The sequence below is a fragment of the Cohnella rhizoplanae genome, assembly GCF_948329515.1.
GTDB classification, from domain to species: domain Bacteria; phylum Bacillota; class Bacilli; order Paenibacillales; family Paenibacillaceae; genus Cohnella; species Cohnella rhizoplanae.
Genome location: NZ_CAOJCN010000019.1, coordinates 23,341 through 43,785, shown reverse-complemented (window position 1 = coordinate 43,785; position 20,445 = coordinate 23,341). Strand labels below are relative to the sequence as shown.

Annotated in this window: 18 protein-coding genes; 16 read left to right on the top strand and 2 right to left on the bottom strand. The window is 63.5% G+C overall.

Annotated elements, in window-relative coordinates; translation table 11 throughout:
* Window positions 1–604: 604 nt before the first annotated feature.
* The 9 genes from PQG80_RS22160 to PQG80_RS22120 all read left to right on the top strand — a co-directional run bounded on the left by PQG80_RS22160 (window position 605) and on the right by PQG80_RS22120 (window position 7,795).
* Window positions 605–2,287, top strand: coding sequence for an oligosaccharide flippase family protein (locus PQG80_RS22160; RefSeq protein ID WP_271753822.1), 1,683 nt, complete (start codon window positions 605–607; stop codon window positions 2,285–2,287).
* A gap of 795 nt (window positions 2,288–3,082) precedes the next feature.
* Entirely contained in the window at window positions 3,083–4,567 is a 1,485-nt protein-coding gene (yabN, locus tag PQG80_RS22155) for a bifunctional methyltransferase/pyrophosphohydrolase YabN (protein WP_271753820.1), read from the top strand.
* Between the two features lie 190 nt (window positions 4,568–4,757).
* Window positions 4,758–5,030 carry an HU family DNA-binding protein gene (locus tag PQG80_RS22150; RefSeq protein ID WP_090117831.1) on the top strand — a complete coding sequence of 91 codons (273 nt, stop codon included), beginning with the start codon at window positions 4,758–4,760 and terminating at the stop codon, window positions 5,028–5,030.
* A 3-nt stretch (window positions 5,031–5,033) separates the two neighbouring features.
* The gene (locus PQG80_RS22145; RefSeq protein WP_271753818.1) at window positions 5,034–5,315 is read left to right on the top strand and encodes an RNA-binding S4 domain-containing protein; all 282 of its coding nucleotides are present in this window, start codon (window positions 5,034–5,036) and stop codon (window positions 5,313–5,315) included.
* A gap of 144 nt (window positions 5,316–5,459) precedes the next feature.
* Window positions 5,460–5,741 carry a sporulation protein YabP gene (gene yabP / locus PQG80_RS22140; protein ID WP_271753817.1) on the top strand — a complete coding sequence of 94 codons (282 nt, stop codon included), beginning with the start codon at window positions 5,460–5,462 and terminating at the stop codon, window positions 5,739–5,741.
* Window positions 5,738–6,376, top strand: a complete 639-nt coding sequence (gene yabQ / locus PQG80_RS22135; RefSeq protein ID WP_271753816.1) for a spore cortex biosynthesis protein YabQ — start codon at window positions 5,738–5,740, stop codon at window positions 6,374–6,376. The genes yabP and yabQ overlap by 4 nt, the downstream gene beginning before the upstream one ends.
* Window positions 6,377–6,485: 109 nt before the next feature.
* On the top strand, window positions 6,486–6,803 hold the full coding sequence (locus PQG80_RS22130; protein ID WP_271753815.1) for an FtsB family cell division protein: 318 nt from the start codon (window positions 6,486–6,488) through the stop codon (window positions 6,801–6,803).
* A gap of 143 nt (window positions 6,804–6,946) precedes the next feature.
* A complete protein-coding gene (locus PQG80_RS22125) occupies window positions 6,947–7,411 on the top strand; it encodes a S1 domain-containing RNA-binding protein (RefSeq protein ID WP_271753814.1) in 465 nt (154 codons plus the stop codon).
* Between the two features lie 153 nt (window positions 7,412–7,564).
* Window positions 7,565–7,795, top strand: a complete 231-nt coding sequence (locus PQG80_RS22120; RefSeq protein WP_271753813.1) for a hypothetical protein — start codon at window positions 7,565–7,567, stop codon at window positions 7,793–7,795.
* Between the two features lie 147 nt (window positions 7,796–7,942).
* On the opposite strand, the gene PQG80_RS22115 is transcribed toward PQG80_RS22120, so the two are convergent.
* The gene (locus PQG80_RS22115; RefSeq protein ID WP_271753812.1) at window positions 7,943–8,683 is read right to left on the bottom strand and encodes a peptidylprolyl isomerase; all 741 of its coding nucleotides are present in this window, start codon (window positions 8,681–8,683) and stop codon (window positions 7,943–7,945) included.
* A gap of 369 nt (window positions 8,684–9,052) precedes the next feature.
* On the opposite strand from PQG80_RS22115, the gene spoIIE reads away from it, so the two are divergent.
* Window positions 9,053–11,662, top strand: a complete 2,610-nt coding sequence (spoIIE, locus tag PQG80_RS22110) for a stage II sporulation protein E (protein WP_432432794.1) — start codon at window positions 9,053–9,055, stop codon at window positions 11,660–11,662.
* Between the two features lie 36 nt (window positions 11,663–11,698).
* A complete protein-coding gene (locus tag PQG80_RS22105; RefSeq protein WP_271753809.1) occupies window positions 11,699–12,253 on the top strand; it encodes a hypothetical protein in 555 nt (184 codons plus the stop codon).
* Window positions 12,254–12,479: 226 nt separating this feature from the next.
* Here PQG80_RS22105 and PQG80_RS22100 read toward each other — a convergent pair whose 3' ends face one another.
* Window positions 12,480–13,613 (bottom strand): helix-turn-helix transcriptional regulator, encoded by a 1,134-nt coding sequence (locus PQG80_RS22100; protein WP_271753808.1) that lies wholly within the window; start codon window positions 13,611–13,613, stop codon window positions 12,480–12,482.
* Window positions 13,614–13,728: 115 nt separating this feature from the next.
* On the opposite strand from PQG80_RS22100, the gene PQG80_RS22095 reads away from it, so the two are divergent.
* From PQG80_RS22095 to PQG80_RS22075, 5 genes are all read left to right on the top strand, one after another.
* Window positions 13,729–14,604 carry an SDR family oxidoreductase gene (locus PQG80_RS22095; RefSeq protein WP_271753807.1) on the top strand — a complete coding sequence of 292 codons (876 nt, stop codon included), beginning with the start codon at window positions 13,729–13,731 and terminating at the stop codon, window positions 14,602–14,604.
* Window positions 14,605–14,872: 268 nt separating this feature from the next.
* Window positions 14,873–17,578, top strand: a complete 2,706-nt coding sequence (locus PQG80_RS22090; RefSeq protein ID WP_271753806.1) for an Ig-like domain-containing protein — start codon at window positions 14,873–14,875, stop codon at window positions 17,576–17,578.
* A gap of 12 nt (window positions 17,579–17,590) precedes the next feature.
* The gene (locus tag PQG80_RS22085; RefSeq protein WP_271753804.1) at window positions 17,591–18,325 is read left to right on the top strand and encodes a hypothetical protein; all 735 of its coding nucleotides are present in this window, start codon (window positions 17,591–17,593) and stop codon (window positions 18,323–18,325) included.
* A 442-nt stretch (window positions 18,326–18,767) separates the two neighbouring features.
* Window positions 18,768–19,520, top strand: a complete 753-nt coding sequence (locus tag PQG80_RS22080) for a vWA domain-containing protein (RefSeq protein ID WP_271753803.1) — start codon at window positions 18,768–18,770, stop codon at window positions 19,518–19,520.
* On the top strand, window positions 19,435–20,427 hold the full coding sequence (locus tag PQG80_RS22075; RefSeq protein ID WP_432432793.1) for a protein kinase domain-containing protein: 993 nt from the start codon (window positions 19,435–19,437) through the stop codon (window positions 20,425–20,427). The genes PQG80_RS22080 and PQG80_RS22075 overlap by 86 nt, the downstream gene beginning before the upstream one ends.
* The last annotated feature ends 18 nt before the right edge of the window (window positions 20,428–20,445 follow it).

The window sequence follows — 20,445 nt, the reverse complement described above, 5'->3', positions numbered from 1 at the left end:
GCGCCTTTTTTGCTATGCGGTCGTCTCAGTCGAGCGACGCGAGGGGATAAGCGCATTAGGGCATTATCTCGGACGAGAGGGGCGGCGGAGGCGTGCCGATAAGCGCATTAGGGCACTAACTCAGACGTGAGGGGCAGCGGAGGCGTGCTGATAAGCGCATTAGGGCACTATCTCGTAAGCGAGGGCTAGCGGAGATGCGGCGATAAGCGCATTAGGGCATTATCTCGGATGAGAGGGGTAGCGGAAGCGTGCCGATAAGCGCATTAGGGCACTATCTCGTAGGCGAGGGCTAACGGAGATGCGGCGATAAGCGCATTAGGGCATTATCTCGGACGTGAGGGGCGGCGGAGGCGTGCAGATAAGCGCATTAGGGCATTATCTCGGATGCGAGGGGGAGCGGGAGATGGCGATACGTGTTCGGGCCTTGTCTGTGTAGCAATGAGTGGTAAGTGGCAGCTTGTGACCGTCAAATAAGCGGTTTTGCGAACAACATCCGAACAGCTATGCCACACTAACCCCTCATCAGCGTGTGTTATAATGGTCTCACTTGAATCGCATGAACGGAGGAGCGTCGATCGCGGCATGCCGCGGCCGGCCAAGCGTCTTGAAAAGCCAATCATCGCAACTCATGCGCGGCGCCGCCCTGCTCGGGGGCGCCGCGCTGCTGTCCAAACTCATCGGCACGCTTCAGAAGATCCCCTTGCAAAACCTGGCGGGCGACCGCGTCTTTGGCCTATACAGCGCGGTCTATGCGCTGGCTGTCATGTGGATGACGCTGGCGGCGGCAGGTATCCCCGTCGCGGTGTCCGCGCTCGTCGCCGAGCGGATCGCCGCCGGCGACGAGCGCGGCGCCCGGCGCCTGCTTCGCTATGCCGCCGCCCTACTCTCGGCGAGCGGCCTCGCCGCGTTCGCCGTGCTCTGGGCGGCGGCGGACACGCTGGCCGCCTGGATGGGCGCGCCCGAGGCGGCGGACGCGATCCGCGCCTCCTCGCTGGCGCTGCTCGTGGCGCCGCTCACGGCCGCGCTGCGCGGCTACTCGCAGGGGCGGCTCGAGATGGGCCGCCCGGCCTTGTCGCAGCTCGCGGAGCAATGCGCCCGCGTCTCCTTCATGCTCTGCGCCCTCGGCTGGGCGCTGCAGCACGCTTGGTCTGCGGCCTCGACGGCCGCCTCCGTGCACGGAGGCCTGGCTGCCGGCGCTGCGGCCGGCCTGGCCGCGATGCTGATCTCCGGCAGGCGCAGCCAGCCTTACGATAGCAGCGAACAGCGCTCAGCCGCCACAGCGATAGACCCGTCGAATGAGCCTGGCCGCGTGCTGCTCCGACGGATCGTACGCGTGGCGCTGCCCATCGCAGCGGGGTCAATCGTGGCGCCGCTGTTCGGGCTGATCGACGCGTTTACCCTGCCGCGTCTCCTGCAGAGCGCAGGCGATACGGCCGGTGCGGCCATGACGGCCTTTGGCGAGTACAATCGCGGCGTTGCCCTGCTGCAGCTAGTGTCCATGGCCGCCGCCGGCGCTGCCGCCGCCCTCGTGCCCAGCTTGACGATGGCCCGTTCCGGTCCCGGCGTCGACGCGGAGAGCCGCGCCCAGGCTGCATTCGCGGTACGCCTTGCCTGGTGGTTCGGCGCCGCTGCCGCCGTCGGTCTAGCGATTCTCGCGAGGCCGATCAACGTCGCGCTCTTCGCCGACGCGCGAGGTACCGCAGCGATGGCCGTGCTGGGCGCCGCCGCGCTCGGCGCCGCGCTGCAGGCCGTAAGCGCCGCCGTGCTCCAGGGACTCGGCGACCTGCGTGCGCCGGCCGTCCATCTGGCGCTCGCCGCCCTGGCCAAGGCCGCGCTTAATGCCGCGCTCGTGCCTGCCTTTGGCATCGCCGGAGCCGCTTGTGCCGCCGCATGCGCCTATGGCCTCGCCGCCGCGCTTAACCTGCGTGCGCTGCGCCGCTTGGGCGCGCTGCCGACCCCGCGCCTCGGCGACGCCGCCCGCCCCACGCTCGCGCTGGCGGCGCTCGCAGCGACCGCCGGCGGCAGCTCGCTCGCGCTATCCGCGCTCACGCACGGGCTAGCCCCGCGCGTAGCGGCGCTGCTCACGGCACTGCCGTGCATCGCGCTGGGCGCGCTCGCCTTCGCCGCTATGCTCGCCGCCGTCGGCGCCCTGGGCCCGCGCGAATGGCGCGCGATTCCGGGCCTCGCCGGCTCGCCCGCGGAGCGGTGGCTGCTCCGCCTGCAGCCCGCTTCGCGCCGCGCTGAACAGGCTTCCGGTGAGCCGGGCGCCCCGCCGCCCATGCCCTAACAAGGCGCCGCGCCCCACATCGTCTGCGCGCCCGGCCGCCATCTTTCGGCGCTCGGCCCTCATCTTTTCTGCGCGCTTGGCAGCCATTCTATCCGCGTTCACCGTCCACTCCCCGCGCGCCCTGGCTCCTCTCGGCGCTCGGCAACCATCATCTCCGCGCGCCCCGCAGCACCCTATCAGCGTTCCTCGTCCGTCCACAACTGCATTTTAACGATATCCCCTTCGATCAGGCATGCTCGCTCCACAACATCTCGTCCCTTTATCGCAACTCGACTCTTTATTCGATTAACAGTCGCGCCGAACCCGAGCAATCATCCCGCGACTCCCGGCTATACGCCGTACTGCAGCCGACTCGCCATGCCTTTTACTCCTATCCTCCTGATCGAAAGGGATACCGTTAAAACGGTAAAATCATACCCTCAACAAGAGCAACCCCAAAATACCATTTCCTCCCTAAGCCGACCCGCAAGCCCAAGACTCACCCTGCATTTTCCGCCAACCTTAGCCGAACCGCAGGCCACAGACTCGCCCTGCATTTCCGCCTCTCTAAGCCGAGCCGCAGGCCCAAGACTCGCCCTGAATTTTCTGCTCCCTAAGTCGAACCGCAGCCAAAGACTCTCCTTGGTCTCCGCCTCCCCAAGCCGAGCCGCAGGCCAAGATTCGCACCCCATAAATCCGGTCCTTGCCCCCGCCGCACAGTCTCTCGCCGCGTGTCGGACCGCATTTTGACTTCTTCCCCATTTTACACCTATACTGGCTTATCGACCTTCAGGCACCGGAAAGGATGAGTACCGCATGCTTCCATCCATCACCGTCGTCGGGCTAGGCTCCGGCGGAGAGGATCAATTGACGCTGGGCATCTTGAAGTCGCTGGAGTCCGCCGGCGTCCGATATTGCCGCACCGCCGACCATCCGGCCGTAGCGGATCTCGCGCGGCGCGGCATCGCGATGCAGCCGTTCGATGCGCTGTACGAGCGCAGCGACAGCTTCGAGCAGGTGTACGAGGACATCGCGGAGACGCTGCTGCGCGAGGCGGCCGCCCATCCGGAGCAACCTGTCGCGTATGCCGTGCCGGGCCATCCGATGGTCGCGGAGCGCACGGTTCAACTGCTGCGAGAGCGATCCGAGGCTCGCGGCGTCTCGCTTCGCATCCTCGGTGGCGAGAGCTTCCTCGATCAGGCGTTCGTGCGGCTCGGCTTCGATCCGATCGAGGGCTTCCAGCTGCTGGACGCGGCGGGGCTCAGGCGCGAGCATCTGCGTCCGGCTCTGCACACCGTCATCGGCCAGGTCTACGACGGTTATACCGCCTCGGACGTCAAGCTGACGCTGATGAGCGTCTATCCCGACGATCACGAGATCGTGGTCGGCCAGGCGCTCGGCATCGCGGGCCAGGAGCGCGTCGGGCGCATTCCGCTGTACGATCTGGACCGCCAGGAGAGCTACGGCAACCTGACGCTGGTCTACGTGCCCGCCAGCGAGGACGCCAGGCTGCAGCGGAGATCGTTCGAGCGGCTGCACGAGATCGTCTCCATCCTGCGCAGCCCCGAGGGCTGTCCATGGGACCGCGAGCAGACGCACCAGTCGATCCGGCGCAACTTCATCGAGGAGACGTACGAGGCGATCGAGGCGCTCGACCTCGACGATCCGGACGGCATGAAGGAAGAGTTCGGCGACGTGCTGCTCCAGATCCTGCTGCACAGCCAGATGGAGGAGGAGTCGGGCGCGTTCGACGTCTTCGACGTGCTCGCCGAGCTGAACGACAAGCTCATTTTCCGCCATCCGCACGTTTTCGGCACGGAGGACGCGGGCAACGCCGAGGAGGCGCTGCGCAATTGGGAGGCCATGAAGGCGGAGGAGAAGCGGCTGAAGGGCCGGCCCGAGCGGGCGTCGCTGCTGGACGGCATCCCCAAGGACCTGCCCGCGCTCCCGCGCGCGCACAAGATCCAGAAGAAGGCGTCCGGCGTCGGCTTCGACTGGCCGGATCTTGATGGCGTGTGGGACAAGATCGCCGAAGAGCTGGACGAGCTCAAGGCGGCGGTCAGCGGCGAGTCGGCCGAGCGGCAGCGGGAGGAGCTGGGGGATCTGCTGTTCGCGGTCATCAATGCCTCCCGGTTCATCCATGCGGATCCCGAGGAAGCGCTGGCCGGCACGAACCGCAAGTTCGCGGCGCGTTTTCGCTATATCGAAGAGCGTCTGCGTATAAGCGGCCGCAAGTTTGACGAGACTGATTTACTAGAGATGGAAGGTTGGTGGCAAGAAGCGAAAAACGCCGCCGACTAGTTCTAAGGTCTCGCTTTATTCGCCGCGCCGCGCTTTTTCGCTTTTTTTCGAATTATTTTTTGCGGATTTTGCAGGATTTTATCGCCCTTCGAAGAATAGTATTCTTCGTGCTTTTGCAGATCAACCAGATGCATAAGGCGAACGGCGCCAACCTAATTAAGCATTTCCATTATGGGAGGAATAAGTAACCATGAACAAGACCGACCTGATCAACAACATCTCCGAAAAAAGCGGCCTGACCAAGAAAGACGTAGAAAACGTACTGAACAGCTTCCTGGGCGAAGTATCCGACGCGCTCGCTTCCGGCGACAAGGTACAACTGATCGGCTTCGGCACGTTCGAGACCCGCAGCCGCTCCGGCCGCGTAGGCCGCAACCCGCAAACGGGCAAGACGATCGAGATCGCCGCTTCCAAGGTTCCTGCCTTCAAAGCCGGCAACAAGCTGAAGGACGCAGTCAAGTAAGATATGCGCCTCGATAAGTTCCTGAAGGTGTCGCGGCTGATCAAGCGGCGCACCGTCGCGAAGGACGTGTCCGATCAGGGACGCGTCCTTCTCAATGGGCGCGAAGCCAAGCCGAGCGCCGACGTGAAGATCGGCGACGAGCTCGAGATCCAGTACGGGCAGCGCATCCTGACCGTACGCGTGGAGAAGCTGCTGGAGTCTACTAAAAAAGAAGACGCGGAAGGCCTCTACTCGATCGTCAAGGAAGAAGTCCGCAAGCGCGAGAGCGACGATTTGTTCAGCTAAGATCCTTTTTCTCCGATCCGGGGATGAAGGATCTTTTTTTTATCCAGAAGTTTAAACGGCGTTATCGGCCGGCGACGCTTCGTGTCCGTTCTAATTCCCCGGCCGGGCCCATATGCTAGTCTCATCTAAAAGGAGGGACGCGCCATGGACCAGGGGAAGAGCGGCAAGGTGCAGGATGTCCGTCTGCAGAGCCGCAAATTAATGGATATCACGGGCGTGAGCCAGGTCGAGAGCTTCGACAGCGAGGAGTTTCTGCTGGACACGTCCTGCGGCCCGCTCGCGGTGCGCGGGCATAATCTGCATATGAAGAACTTGAGTCTGGAGCACGGCCTCGTGACCATCGAAGGCACGATCGACTCGTTCGTCTTCTTGGACGGCAAGGCATCCGCCAAGTCGAAGGGCCTGCTCGGAAAGCTGTTCCGGTGAACGCCGCCGTTCACTGGTCGACGATCGGCGCGATGATCCTGTGCGGTCTCGGCATGGGCACCGTCTTTGACATCTATCGGGCCGCCGCCGCTCGTCTTCGATTCCGCCGCTGGCTGCTGCCGCTGATCGACCTGCTCTATTGGATCGCGGCCACGCTGATCGTGTTCCGCATCCTGCTTGGCGTCAATTACGGCGAGGTGCGCCTTTATGTTTTCCTGGGTATCGGCATCGGCGTGACGGCGTACTTCGGCTTATTCAGCGCGCAGGTTCTGCGAGCAGCGGGGTGGATATTCGAGGCGCTGCGCAGGCTGGGGCTGCTGATCTGGCGCACCGTTCGCGCTTTGTTCATCGTGCCCGTACTGTGGATCGTTCGTATGCTCGCGAGCCTGCTGGATGCGGTATTCGTCGTAACGGCGGCCGTGCTGATCTGGATCATCAAGCTGCTGCTCCGCCCTCTCGGGCCGCCGGGCCGTTGGCTGTGGGACAGGCTGCTTCCTGTCCGCCGGCAATTCCAACGGGCAAGGCATATGTTTCAGCGGGCAGTAGAGCGGGTAAAGGAAGTTTGGCGCGTATTGCGAGGGCCTGAAGTTCCCGATCGCCCGGATAAGCCCGATCCCCCCGATCGGGACGATTAATCGACAGGATCCGTTCACAAAGCATGCCGCAAGAAGGATATTTTGATTTCTCGAATTTATGCTATAATTTATACACTATGTTATAGCGTGCGCAGGGAGGACTGACCGAATGCCAACCAGCAGTACCGCGAGTACCCCGGCTTCGGTCGGCGTCAAGAGACGGCTTAAGCTCTTGCTTCTCATGGTCGTTCTGTTCATGAGCTGGGCGATCTACACCTTGATCGTTCAGCAGCAGCATACAACCGAGCGTTCGACGCAGCTGCACGACGTCAAGACCAAGCTGGCCGAGGTGCAGTCTAAAAACGACACGCTGAAAAAAGAGATCACCAGACTGAACGACGACGAGTACATCGGCCAGATCGCCAGGCAGCAGGGGATGACCCGTCCAGGCGAGCGAACCATCCTCATCGAGCCGAAGGCCCCTTGATAAATCCGGGAGGCCAAGCCCCGCAAGGGCGGACGTCGGTTGACCTTGCTTTTCTACATCGGTTATAATCAGCACAGCCGGACTTATCGTTTGAAGCCGCTAGGATCTCGGCACACTTTCTTCAGGGAGGAAATTCGGTTTTTATGGCCATCGAAGTGGGCTCCAAATTGGAGGGTAAAGTAACCGGCATCACGCATTTCGGAGCATTTGTGGACTTGTCCGGGGGCGTTACGGGCCTCGTGCACATCTCCGAGATCGCAGACAGCTACGTCAAGGACGTCAAGGACCATCTGAAGGTCGGCGACGTCGTCACCGTCAAGGTCATCAACGTTGACAAGGACGGGAAGATCGGGCTGTCGATCCGGCAAGCGGTTGACAAACCGCCGGAACAGCAACAACAACAGCAACAGCAATACCCCCCGCGAGGACCGCGAGGCGGTGGCGGCGGAGGCGACCGCGGAGGCAGGAACTTCAGACCCGGAGGACCGGTCCGCGCCACTTTCGAGGACAAAGTATCCCGTTTCCTGAAGGATAGCGAAGAACGCATCTCCAACCTGAAGAAGAGCACAGAATCCAAGCGTGGCGGACGAGGCGGCCGCCGTTCTTGATCGGAGCCCCTCCTAGATTTGGATCGTGTTGCTTTATAGATACACAGCCGGACTCGCGAGTCCGGCTTATTTGTTTCCTGCGGGCCTTTTCCTCTCGCGAGCGCCGTCGACGGGACATCCTATCTTTACAGCCTATAGGTTGGAGGGATTCGCATGAATAAGGATCGACTGCACGAAACGCAGCCCGAAGCCGTCCGCGACGCGCCGGAGGAGAACTACGTCTTTAATGACGCGACGGATCACCTGAACCGTATCGTCGGCGTGCCTAACCGCCGGGCGGATCTGAGCGGCATGCCGGCGGTAGTGAGATGGTTTTTCTACCTGGTCGTCCTGCTCATCGCCGTCGGCGCCGTCCTTCTCGTCCTCAGCATTATCATTCAATAGAACCAAAAGAAGGCAAGAATGCTCCTCGAGAGCGTTCTTGCCTTCTTTTATTCCGTCGCAGGCGTCGCAGCCGAGGCAATCTAAGCACACCAAAGACGACCGTCAGGGGACTGCCCCAGACGGTCGTTGTTTTTTGCGCGGCGCCGCTTACTCGGCCATCTTCTCCGGCTCCGGATAATCCACGCCCTTTGTGTCCACGGTGACCTTCTTCATGACGGGCGGCTCGGCGGGACGGTCCTCGGCGTCGCGGGGCAGCGCGACGATCGCGTCCACCGTCTCGATGCCGGATACGACCTTGCCGAAGGCGGCGTAAAGTCCGTCCAGGGACGGATAATCCTCCGCCATAATGAAGAACTGGGAGCCGGCGGTGTCATTGTCCTGGGCCCGGGCCATGGAGAGCACGCCGCGGGTGTGGAGCAGCTGATTGTCCACGTTGTTCGCCGCGAATTCGCCTTTGATGGCATATCCCGGTCCGCCCGCGCCGGTACCGTCCGGATCTCCGCCCTGAATCATAAAGCCGGGGATGACGCGATGGAAAATCGTACCGTCATAGAAGCCTTGTTTAATCAAGGAAATGAAGTTGTTGACGGTGTTCGGCGCGACGGAGGGATACAGCTCGATGACGATCTTGTCGCCGCTGTCCATCTCGATCGTGACGACAGGGTCGTTGTCCGATGAAGGATCGAATGAAGGCGTCTCCGAGGCGGATGCCGATGCGGAAGGCGAAGCCGAAACGGAAGCTGAGGCTGAAGCGGTCTCCGTTGCGGCCGATGACGATGCGCCTCCCGCCTGGTTCTGATTGGCGCGGCTGCCGCAGCCCGAGACGATCAGGAATACGGCCGCGAGCAGGAGCAGCGCGCCTGCTGCGCGGGTCCTTTTCATATACATTTTTCATAAACCCCCTTGTCCTGTTTTCACCCCCGTATCATAGCATATCGCCCGAAAGTAATTCCATGTCGCAGCGGGCCTTGCGAGATTCGCGCCCGTACGTCAAACCGTTCGCGAATGCCGTCAGCATAGCGGCCCCGATATGCCGTCGGATAGCGGCGTATTTAAACGTATCGCAGAAGGCCGGACGCGGAGCGAGCCGTGCCAAACCGCGTCGCGCCGCGTTAAAAACGGAACCGCGCGAGGCGCGCTGCCCGGCCGTGGGATCTGTCGGAAAAAACTTTTCGTTCGCCAACGCGGTCTGACAAACTTCCTGATTGCGCCCTTCTATAATTAAAAACATTCACGCAATCGAACAAAGGAAAGCAGGTGCCAGACTTGGACAAGCCATCCGTTATCCCATTCGTACCCCGGTCCGGGCAAGACGCAGGCGCGGGGTCGGACAAGCGCAAGGCAGGCAGGAAGGCCAAGGAAAAGCAGTGGTTCGGGAGAGAGGAGCCTAGAATGACGGCGGGAGCCGCGCTCGCGGCAGCCGGACATTCGACGGCCGCGAAGGAGCGGAGCATATGGGGCACGTCGCTGCAAAGAAAGAAGGGCCTCTGGCTGCTGGGCGTCGCGATTCTCGGATTCCTGCTCGGCCGCGCCTCGATGCTGGAGGGGATTGCGCCTTTTGCGGCGGCTTACTACGGCGTCACGCTCTATATGCGCAGGGAGCATGCCTGGTGGGCTGCGATTGGGTTGATCGCGGGGAGCTTCTGGGCGCAGGTCCCGGAGCCCGCTGCCATCGCTGCGCAGATCGGCGTCATCTATCTATTGTATCGAGGGCTGGATGCGTATGAACGGGCGGATCTATCCCATGCGCCGATCGTCGTCCTCGCTTCGTGCCTGTTGGTCGGCTTGTTCGGCACCGTCATGCAGGACGACAAGGGATGGCTGCCCTACCTGCTGACCGGCGTGGAGGCCGGACTGTCCCTGGTGCTCACCCTGCTTTTCGTTCACGCGATGCCGCTGCTGACCAAGACGTCCAAGGCAGCCAGGCTCCGGCACGAAGAATGGATCGGCCTCATGATCCTGCTGGCCTCGGTCATGACCGGCCTTACGGGTTGGACGATCTACGGCGTCGCCCTCTGCGCCGTGTTCACGCGATACATCGTACTGCTGTTCGCGCTGTCGGCGGGACCGGCGCTCGGGACGTCGGCGGGCGTCGTCGCGGGCATCATACTCAGCCTGTCCGATCTCGGGTCCGTCCCGCAGATCAGCCTGCTCGCCTTCGGCGGCCTGCTGGCCGGCCTGCTCCGCGAAGGCGGCAAGGCGGCGGCCGTGTTCGGCCTCCTGCTCGGCACGACGGTGCTCGCGCTCTATACCGGCAGCTCCGCCGAGACGATGGCGTCGATCTGGGCTTCGCTCGCGGCCTCGCTCCTGATCGCCGTCACGCCGAAGTCTTGGACGGACTCTATAGCACAATATGTGCCGGGCACGTCCAATTATGCCCGCAATCAACAAGAATACGCGCAAAAAGTTCGCGACCTGACGGCCGCGCGGGTCGAACGCTTCTCCGAGGTGTTCCGTCAGCTGTCCCGCAGCTTCACGCAGATGACGCAGGCCGGAGAGACGGCCCGTCAGAACCAGGACTTCGAGCACTTCATCAATGCGGTGCACGAGCGCAACTGCGCCAGCTGCCACAAGCGCGGCGCTTGCTGGGACGAGCAGTTTTTCCAGACCTACAAGCTCATGACCGATCTCATGTCGGCCGTCGAAGAGAAGCCGGAACTCGCCGCCGGCGACATCCCGAAGCCGATGCACAGGCAGTGCGTCAAGGTTCCGCAGGTGCTCGACGTGCTCAAACGGCAGTATGAGCTCTACCGCCACGATCTGCACTGGCGGACGCAGCTGCAGGACAGCCGCATGCTCGTCGCGGAGCAGCTGTCCGGCGTCTCCCAGGTCATGGACGACCTGGTACGGGAGATCCGGCGGGAAGCGCGCGAGCAGAGCCATCACGAGGAGCAGATTCGCGAGGAGCTGGACAAGCTGGGCCTCGCCATCCAGCATATCGACATCGTGAGCCTCGAAGAGGGACAGATCGAGATCGAGGTGGTCCACGCGTTCAAGCCCGGCTTCGACGAGAGCCGCAAGGTCATCGCGCCGCTGCTGTCGGACATTCTCGGCGAGACCGTGTCCGTCCGCCACGAGCGGACCTCCGACCGGCCGGACCGGCTCACGACGGTGACCTTCGGCTCGGCCAAGGTGTTCGAGGTGGAGACCGGCATGGCGGGCGCGGCCAAGGACGGCGACGTGCTCTCGGGCGACAGCTTCAGCGCGGTCGAGCTGGGCAGCGGCAAGTACGCGGTCGCGCTCAGCGACGGCATGGGCAACGGCGCGCGGGCCCGGATGGAGAGCAGCGCCGCGCTGTCGATGCTCGAGCAGCTGCTGCAGTCCGGGATCGATGAGCGGCTCGCGATCAAGTCGGTTAACTCCGTGCTCATGCTGCGCTCGCCCGAGGAGTCGTTCGCCACCGTCGACCTGGCGCTCATCGACCTCTACAGCGCATGCGCCACGATGCTGAAGATCGGCTCCACGCCGAGCTTCATCAAGCGCGGCCGGGAGGTGATTCCGATCGCCGCCGGCAATCTGCCGATCGGCATCATCCAGGATATCGAGATCGACGTGCTGCGGGTCCAGCTGCAGCCGGGCGACACGCTCGTCATGATGACGGACGGCATACTCGATTCGCCGGGTCACGCCGTGCACGCGATGAACAAGGAGCTGTGGATGAAGCGGGTGCTGCAGGAGATCCAGACCGAGGATCCGCAGGAGATCGCGGACGAGCTGCTCGACATCGCGCTTAGGCAATATCCGGGCGGGGCGGTCAAGGACGACATGACGGTCGTCGTTACCCGCATTAACAAGCATCAGCCCGAGTGGGCGTCCTTCCGCTGGTCGGGCGCACCCCGATTCGAGCGGCCAAGGACGGTGAGCTGAGTCATGTTTTCTAAAATAAAAGAGGGAGTGATTCGGATGGTGCTGCGGATTCAGAGCAAGCTTGGCGGGGGTAAAAGGGTGAGGCTCGGGCAGCGGCCGGCACTCGGCACGAATGTCCGCACGCTGACCGACGAGCGGATCGAGGCGATCGCGGAGCAGGTGTTCCTGGCCGTCCAGCGGCTGGAGTCCGCGGGGGCGCGTCCGTCGCCGGGTCCCTTGACCGGAGGCGCGGGGCCGGCATTGCTGCCGATGCAGCCGAGGCGCCGGCTTGCCGACGCGCAGCGGCGTACCGGCCTGCGTCTCGCTCCGCCGCCGATGGCGGACATGCGGCAGGATCAGGAGCGAGGCGGCCGGTCGGCGGCCGATGTCCAGGCGAGACCCGAACCGCGGAAGGCGCGGCGAGACATGTCCTTCCCGATGGATGGCCACCGGCTCAGCGGGCGTCGGCAGAGAAGGATGCCGGATGTACGTCAGATGGCGCGGCTCAAGGCCGCCGCGGCGCAGGGACGTCCGCATCCCGTCCGTCAACGCAGCGACGGAGATCGGCAGCAGGCGGAAGTTAGTACGACCGGCCCGCCGCGAGGACTTTAAGGCAGCACGGACGCGGTTACGCCGCTTGCCCTGCCAAGGCCTGCAGGCCGCTCGCAGCCTCTCGCCTGAACGTATGAATTAGCATCGTTCCCCGTCAGGGGTTCCTATAGATCGTTAAGCGCATGCCCATCGCGGATCGCACGGAGGTGAGTACGGTTTTCTGGCTCTACGGCAACAATCAATCGGTGATGATGAACAGCAGCGGCCACGCGCCGCGTCAGATGACTTATATATGGCCCTGGTCCTGGGGAGCCGAGTCCGGCCCCTCGTACAGCGCCAGGAGAGCTTTTGCTTCGGAAAAAACAGAGCGGGCGAGCGCCAGGGGCGACAGCACCCGGATCGAGGCGCCATACCCGAGAAGAATCGCCAAGGCGGAGTCGGGCGTGTGAAAATCGGCTTCGGTTTCTTTCCACCCGTCCGCTTCGTCGGCCGCCGTCTTGACGCGCACGTAGATTTCCCGCGAAAATCTCGCCCACACGTCCCCCCGGACAAGGAGCCGCACGGGATACACGGGCAGCTCGCGGCGGAATCGCGCCATCGACCGCTCCCACCAATGCGCCAGGTCGAAGTCGTCCGGCACCTCGAACCGTTCCTCCAGCAGCTCGACTGCAGCGAGCCTGGAGACGCGGTACGTGCGAGGCTCTGGCTTCTCCGGCTCCGCGCGTTCGTCGGGATGGCGGGACGACGCCTTGCCCGCATGATCCGATCCCGCAGGGACGGCCGCGGCATCTTCGCCGTGCGCCGCCGCAGACTCACGCCCCGCAGCCGGCCTCTCCTCCGGCTCACGACGCTCTTTGACCGCCGCGAAGTACCAGGTATGCCGCTTGGCCACGAGCCCCCACGGCATCACCACGCTCTCGGCGCCGTCCTCCCTTTCCCCGGACGGATAACGGATGCGGATCTTGCGCCGCTCCCATACCGCTTGCTGCACGAGTCCCAGATACGGCGCGGGTTCTCTGGCGTCATGCCAGCCCGCGCCGTCGACGTGCAGGCGCTTGCGCGCATACGCCGCTTCGTCGCGTACCGGTCCGGCCAGCGCCGCCGCCAGCTTCGCGATCGCGTTCCCCGTCGGCCCGGACAGGTTCAGGTCGCTGACCGCGCTCGAGGACTGCAGCACCGTCAGACCTGCGATCTCGTCCGACGTCAGGCCCGTCAATCGCGTGCGGTAGCCCTCGGGCAGCATCCAGCCCCCGCGCGGCCCGCGCTCCGCATACACCGGAAATCCCGCCTGGGCGAGCGCCTCCATGTCGCGGTGAACGGTCCGCTCGGATACTTCGAGCCGCGCCGCCAGTTCGCGCGCGCTCACGAGCCGTTCCGTCTGAAGGCATTGCAGAATATGAAGCAGCCGATCGGCTCTCATGCCATCCTCTCCTTCGGGGGGGTTATTTGTCATTTTATCATGGATATATGACAGAGGATGTCTTGAATCCCCCGTTACAATGAGAGCGATCACGACCGAACAGGAGGCTGGACGAATGAACGAGAGGAAGCTGGAAGGACGGATCGCCGTAGTGGCAGGGGCGACGCGGGGGCTGGGCAGAGCGATCGCGGTCACGCTGGCGGAGGCGGGAGCGACCGTCTATTGCACGGGCAGAAGCGTCAGAGGCGGTCTGTCCGACATCGGCCGGGCCGAGACCGTGGACGAGACGGCTGAACTGGCCGAGAGGGCGGGCGGACGCGGCATCGCGGTGCGCGTCGATCATACGGAAGAGGAGCAGGTACGCAGGCTCTTCGAACGGATCGCGGACGAGCAGGGCGGCAGGCTGGACATCGCGGTGAACGACATTTGGGGCGGGGAGTCGCTCACGCAGTGGGGCGTGCCCTTCTGGGAGCATGATCTCGACAATGGGTTGACGATTCAAAAAAGAGCGGTCTGGTCGCATATGATCACCTCGCGATACGCCGCGCCGCTCATGGCGGCACGCAAGCGAGGGCTGCTGATGGAGATCACCGACGGCTGGGACTACCGGTACCGCGGCAGCCTCTACTACAGCCTCGCCAAGATCTCCGCCATCCATCTGGCGCAGGGCATGGCGGCCGATCTCAAGCCGCACGGCGTCACGGCGCTGGCGGTGACGCCCGGCTTCCTGCGCTCGGAGGAGATGCTCGACCACTTCAAGGTCACGGAGGCCAACTGGCGGGACGGCGCGGCGCAGGAGCCGCATTTCCTCCAGTCGGAGACGCCCTACTACGCGGCGAGAGGCATCGCGGCGCTGGCCGCGGACCCCGAGCTCCATGCCAAGACCGGCGGCATCTATACCTCCTGGGGCCTGTCGGACGAATACGGCATCGTGGACAAGGACGGCCGCCGCCCGCACTGGGGCAAGTACGCGGCGGAACTGGGCCTCTAGTTTAGGCTGCACGACCCTTGCGTCCCGGCTCTTCGACCCGTCGAAGGCCCGGCTGCGCAAGGTTTTGCTTTTTTCCCGACCGCCTCCGCTTCGCTTCGACATGAAGCGATACGAATGTTGCTTATGCGTTCCGAGTCTACCGTCACATGACCGTCACATGACCCGCGACACTGGCCTGCGGCCGCTCGAGTTGGCAGAATTAGGTTGTGCACGGGGCAAGAACGCTCCCGTCCCACCTAACCGAATCGAAACGGAGATGAATAATGAAATGGCAAACGAAAACCCTTCCCCTGCAGGGCAGGAACCGATGATTAAGCTTCAACCGAACGGAGTCGCGCCGGTGCTCAGCTACAACGTGCCCGAACCGACGGCTTACAGCGGCCGCAACTTCATCGACCTGCAGCTCCATGACGGCTACTTTCTGCCGTCGTCGGCGTCCCATAGCCTGCAGGGGGAGAAGCGGCTTGCGGGCGGTACGGCGGCGGCTGCGCCGGAGGCATCTTCCGCGGAGCTGCTGCTCGCGAAGCAGCGCTCCGGAGAACGGATGACGACCCGCTTCGCGAGCCTCACGCCGGAGGAGGTCGAGCGGCAGGAGGCCGAGGGACGCAAGCTTCATATCGTCAAAACGATGACCGGCGCGCTCTCGTACGTATTCACGCAGGCAAGTCCGGTCACGGAGGCAGTCCTGGACGCGGCGCCGTCCGCGCGCGCCGGATCGTTAAGAATGTCCGACGGCACGCCGGGCGGCGGCGATACGGACGGGATCATCCCTTCGATGCTTCCCCGAATCCCCACGCAGGAAGATCCGTACCCTTATCCCGATCCGGAACCGGATCCGGTCATTATATCCGTGAGCATCGCGTCGCCCGCGCCGAACGCGATCGTAGCCGGTCCTTATAACGGCGTACCCGTGGAGATCCGCGGGACGGCCTCGGTCGTCAGCGGCGGCGGCGACATCTCCTACGTACAAGTACAGATCGGGTCGGGAACGTTCCAAGCGGCGACGCTGACCGAAGGCGAATGGTATTACCAGACCGTGCTCAAGACGGCGGGGACGCTGACGATCACGGCGAAGGCGCGGCATTCGGACACCCTGCAGACGACCCTGAGCAGGATCAACGTTACGGTCCAGCTTGCGCCGCAGCCGGACACGATCGTGCCGACCGTCCAGATCGTCGCGCCGACCGCCGGCGCGCTGCTCAGCTCCAAGGGCGGCGAAGCGGTGAACGTCACGGTCGAAGGCACTGCCGGCGACGATAGAGGTTTGGCCCGCGTCGAGCTCACCGTCGACGGTACGGCCGCGCAGGTCGCCGAGAGCGCGAACGGCTACGCGAATTGGAAGAAGACCATCACGCTTGCCGGCGGCAGCCATACGATCGTCGCCAAGGCCGTCGACGCCGCGGGCAATACGGGCACGCACAGCATCACGCTGTTCGTGGACGCCTCGCCGCCGAGCGTAAGCATCGTTTCTCCGGCGAATAACGCTCAGATCTCGGGCCCGTACTCGCAGGGCGCCGTCATCGAGGTGTCCGGCACGGCGTCCGACGCGGGCGGCATCGCGTACGTCGAGCTGGCGCTGGACCTTAACCCGGTCGGCGTGCGCGCCGGAGAGAAGTCGCCGGGCGACTGGTCGGCCTGGAAGGGCACGCTCACGCTGAACGAGAGCGGCAAGCACACGATCACCGCGCGCGCCTACGACAATGCGGGCAACCTGGTCGAGACGACGATCGCCGTGGACGTCACGATCACGCCGGAGGTCAACTCTCGGCTCAAGCGCATCATCCTCGTCGAGTCGTACCGGCTGTCGTCCTACCTGACCAACTACGGCGCCGGACGGACGATCAAAACGTTCTCCCTGCTCCCGGGCGAGAAGAGCAAGATCAGCATTCGCTCCTACGCGCAGAACGAGACGACGATGAAGAGCGCGGCGACGATCCTCGACTCCGTGACGGACGACATTTCCGAGGAGTTCGAGCAGTCGATCGCCAAGGAGCAGGCGGATCAGAAGAACTACGAGGAGAGCAACGAGTATAAGGTAGGGGCCGAAGCGGGAGCCAGCTGGGGCTGGGGCAGCGCCAAGGTGAGCGCCAGCATGAGCGGCGGCACCAACGCGGCGCGGGAGCAGTTCGCCAAGAACGTTTCCAACAATACGCAGAAGCACGTGGCCAAGGCCTCGGCTCGCCGCGACGTGCAGATCAACACGACCTACGAGGAAAAGAGCACGACGAGCGAGGAGTCGACGATCGTCCGCGAGATCGAGAATATCAACGTCAGCCGCACGCTCAACTTCGTTTTCCGCCAGATGAACCAGGAATTCATCACGCTGCTCCATCTCGTGGACGTGCGCATCGGTTACTTCACGATCGACACGGTCAACGGCGAGGAGAAGAAGGTGTACCGCGAGGTGACGCTGCCGCAACTCGACGCGCTTCTTGAGGAGATGATCGTGCCCGACAAGCGCACGGAGGTGCGCAACGCCATCATTTATCAGCTCGCCAATATTTTCGACTATCAGGATAAGCATCACCGGTTCGTGGAGGAGCAGCCGTTCAAGGACGAGGACGGCAACGTTATCCCGTCGTCGAACTACCTGCGGGTGAAGAAGGACTATACGTCGCTCTATCTCGACGATTCGACGGGGACGTCCATCAAGGTGCCGGGCATCATCCTGGCGGCGAATCGCCACGTATTGCGAACGGACGGCATCGTCGTCGAGGCGCTGCTCGGTCAGGGCGAGGCGCTCGACAGCTACTCCCGCAACCTGCAGACCGAGTCGGTCCGGGAAAAGGAGCTGCGCAATTCCCTGCTCGAGGCCGAGGTGGAAATGAAGCGGCTCGCGGTCCAGATTCTGTCGGACAAAGACCAGGCCGCCGCGCAGATCTACGCCTTGCTCAATCCGGCGCCGGTCGCTCAGGAGGACCAGGAAGACGCCGGCACGGGCAGCTCGTCGCTCGTGACCGCCGGTTCCAGGTAGGGCGGCGCCGCGATGGGAGACGCACTCAAGTTCAAGCGCAACGAAGACAAGGTGCTGGAGGAGAAGTCGCTCCTCCGCTCGGCCAAGGCGGTCTATGATAAAAAGAAGCTGCAATACGCGATGCAGAACGCCATGTCTCTGCTCAAAAAGCTGGCGAAGATGGCCGGGGGCGGACCCAGCACGAATCACTTTTTCAAATATCATAAGGCGCACGTCCAATATCTCGCCCAGATCCTGTACGCGGTCGGCAAGATGGAGCCGATCGAGCAGGAGATCGAGGGTATCCGCATGAACATCGACGGTTACCTGCGGGATACGGGCGACCTGACCGACGCGGCCGCGTCCTTCCCGGCGGACCCGCTCTCCGAGCTGCGCAATCCGATCGTCATTCTGGAGATCGCGGGCGATCCCGCGGCCTCCGCGCTGTACGACGGGCTGCTAGACAATTACCAGCAGGCAGCTGAGCTCGCGATCGCAGGGCTGACCGACGCCGCCGCCAACGGCAGGGGCATGGAGCAGGATACCCGTGCGCAGGCGCAGGCCATCCTGGATAAGCTGCTCGCGATGAAGCCCGAGACGCCCGCGGATCAAGTGTTCATCGGCGCCGCCAAGAAGCGGGTCGAGTTCATCCAGTTCGATCTGATGACCAAGGTGCAGGACATGCGCGCGCGTGCGGAGGCGGCGGCCAGGCAGCTCGAGCCGCTGCTCGCGGACGTGCGCCAGATCGATCGCATCGGAAGACGGTAGCAGGCTCGCGCCTAGCCTGCCTCCGCCATCACCCGCGGAACGAATGCATGAGAGGGACCCTTCGGGGTCTCTCTCTTTCGCGCGCCTACAAATCGCCGAACCCTGGTTTCCCGCTGCAATAAGAATATGCCGCATCGCTATTTCGCCCTCGGATCATAATCCAGCCTGAATAAGAATGTGCGACGTCGTTAATCCGCATCGGGACATACTTCCCGCCAAGATAAGAATGCGAGACATCGCTATTTTCTCCCGAACATCTTGACTCAGCCGAAATAACGATGTGCCACATCGTTATTTTTCGTGCACCCTGTGATCCCACTGCAAGAAGGATGCTTCGACATCGCTAACCGGCCGGGCATCGGCAAAATGACTTATGGGTTAAATCTCGCGCCTTCTGGCGACACTGGAGATAGAATGATAGCCATAGAAGGAGCGAATGCGCATGAGACAAATCCTGCTGATCACGGACGGCTGCTCAAACGTGGGCGACAGCCCGGCGATCGCGGCGTCGATCGCCCATGCGGAGGGCATATCCGTCAACGTCGTAGGCATCGTGGACGAGGGAGGGATCGGCGAGCAGGGCGCGCTCGAGATCGCGGAGATCGCTCGGGCGGGCGGGGGCATGAGCCGGATCGTCTCGCCGGCGCTGCTGTCCCGCACGGTCCAGATGATGACGCGCCAGACGGTGCAGGGCACGATCCGCGGCGAGGTCAACCGCGAGCTGCGCCAGATTTTCGGCGTCGAGTCGGCCGCGGAGCTGCCGCCGGACAAGCGCGCGGAGATCGTGCGCGTCATGGAAGACTTGGGGGAGACGGCGGAGCTGCGCGTGGCGCTGCTGATCGACGCCAGCGCCAGCATGAAGCCCAAGATGAGAGCCGTAGAAGAAGCCGTGAGGGACCTGGCGCTCAGCCTGCAGGCGCGGCGCGGCGAGAGCGCGGTCGCCGTGTTCCATTTCCCGGGGGATCGCTCGCATGAGGCGTGCCTGCTTGATCTGGATTGGACGGACCGCGCCGACCGCATCGGCCAGATTTTCGGCCGCATCAGCATGAAGGGCACGACGCCGACGGGACCCGCGCTCTTGCGCGTGGTGGAGTTTTTCCAGGCAACTTGTGGTAAACTGGAGGCAGAACCGCAGCAAAACGCGCCTGCGAGGCGAGACGATACGGACGGGATGCGGAGTGACTACGTCGTCTGAGACGCGCGTGCCGCCTGGAACGGTACTACGCGGGAAGTGGAACGGACGTTCATATCGGATAGGGCGCATGCTCGGAATCGGCGCCAACGGGCAAGTTTATATGGCGGTCAGCGGGATGCGCACTTACGCGCTGAAGATCGGCATGCAGATCGAGGACCTGCAAGCGGAAGCGAACGTACTCGCCTCGCTCGACCAGCGGGAGCGGGGTCGTCCGCCTTTTTTGCTGGACGTGGACGACGCGGAGTGGCAGGGACGCGTGCTGCCCTTCTACGTCATGCAGTACATCCCCGGCGTGCCGGTTAAGGCATATCTGGCTGAGCACGGCAGCGCCTGGTACGGCGTCGTGGGCTATCGTCTCCTCCATCGCCTGTCGGAGCTGCACGCGGCCGGCTGGGTATTCGGCGATATCAAGAGCGACAATATCCTCGTCACCGATTACGGAAGGGTCGCCCTCGTCGACTTCGGCGGCATGACGGCGATAGGGCGTTCGGTGCGCCAATTCACCGAGGTGTACGACCGCGGCTATTGGTCGGCGGGCAGCCGCACGGCCGATCCGGCGTACGACGTGTTTTCCGCCGCCGTACTATGGATTCACGCGCTCGACGGCAAGCGCCTGCTGCATATGACCAAGATGCTGCTGCCGCAGAACCGCCATCCGCGCGAGCTCATGGCGCTGGTGCGGAGCCATGCGGAGCTTAAGAAGATGGAGAGTTGGATGGAGCGCGCGCTCTATGGCAAGTTCAAGGATGCCCGCGAAGCCTCCGAGCATTGGCGCGCGGGCATGCGGGCAGCCGCGGACGAGGCCGTCCACAAGAGCCGGGGCAAGGTGCCCGGGTGGATGGCGGGACTGTTCGCCGCCTCGCTCCTGCTGTGCGTGTCCGCCGCCGCCTTCTGGCTGCTTCAATAGAACGGGAATTGGGGGAAG

What these genes read in the sequence shown, in the direction of transcription:
- yabN (WP_271753820.1), top strand. Translation starts at nt 3,083, where the DNA reads ATGCTTCCATCCATCACCGTCGTCGGGCTAGGCTCCGGCGGAGAGGAT.
- PQG80_RS22150 (WP_090117831.1), top strand. Translation starts at nt 4,758, where the DNA reads ATGAACAAGACCGACCTGATCAACAACATCTCCGAAAAAAGCGGCCTG.
- PQG80_RS22145 (WP_271753818.1), top strand. Translation starts at nt 5,034, where the DNA reads ATGCGCCTCGATAAGTTCCTGAAGGTGTCGCGGCTGATCAAGCGGCGC.
- yabP (WP_271753817.1), top strand. Translation starts at nt 5,460, where the DNA reads ATGGACCAGGGGAAGAGCGGCAAGGTGCAGGATGTCCGTCTGCAGAGC.
- PQG80_RS22130 (WP_271753815.1), top strand. Translation starts at nt 6,486, where the DNA reads ATGCCAACCAGCAGTACCGCGAGTACCCCGGCTTCGGTCGGCGTCAAG.
- PQG80_RS22125 (WP_271753814.1), top strand. Translation starts at nt 6,947, where the DNA reads ATGGCCATCGAAGTGGGCTCCAAATTGGAGGGTAAAGTAACCGGCATC.
- PQG80_RS22120 (WP_271753813.1), top strand. Translation starts at nt 7,565, where the DNA reads ATGAATAAGGATCGACTGCACGAAACGCAGCCCGAAGCCGTCCGCGAC.
- PQG80_RS22115 (WP_271753812.1), bottom strand. Translation starts at nt 8,683, where the DNA reads ATGTATATGAAAAGGACCCGCGCAGCAGGCGCGCTGCTCCTGCTCGCG.
- PQG80_RS22105 (WP_271753809.1), top strand. Translation starts at nt 11,699, where the DNA reads ATGGTGCTGCGGATTCAGAGCAAGCTTGGCGGGGGTAAAAGGGTGAGG.
- PQG80_RS22100 (WP_271753808.1), bottom strand. Translation starts at nt 13,613, where the DNA reads ATGAGAGCCGATCGGCTGCTTCATATTCTGCAATGCCTTCAGACGGAA.
- PQG80_RS22095 (WP_271753807.1), top strand. Translation starts at nt 13,729, where the DNA reads ATGAACGAGAGGAAGCTGGAAGGACGGATCGCCGTAGTGGCAGGGGCG.
- PQG80_RS22090 (WP_271753806.1), top strand. Translation starts at nt 14,873, where the DNA reads ATGGCAAACGAAAACCCTTCCCCTGCAGGGCAGGAACCGATGATTAAG.
- PQG80_RS22085 (WP_271753804.1), top strand. Translation starts at nt 17,591, where the DNA reads ATGGGAGACGCACTCAAGTTCAAGCGCAACGAAGACAAGGTGCTGGAG.
- PQG80_RS22080 (WP_271753803.1), top strand. Translation starts at nt 18,768, where the DNA reads ATGAGACAAATCCTGCTGATCACGGACGGCTGCTCAAACGTGGGCGAC.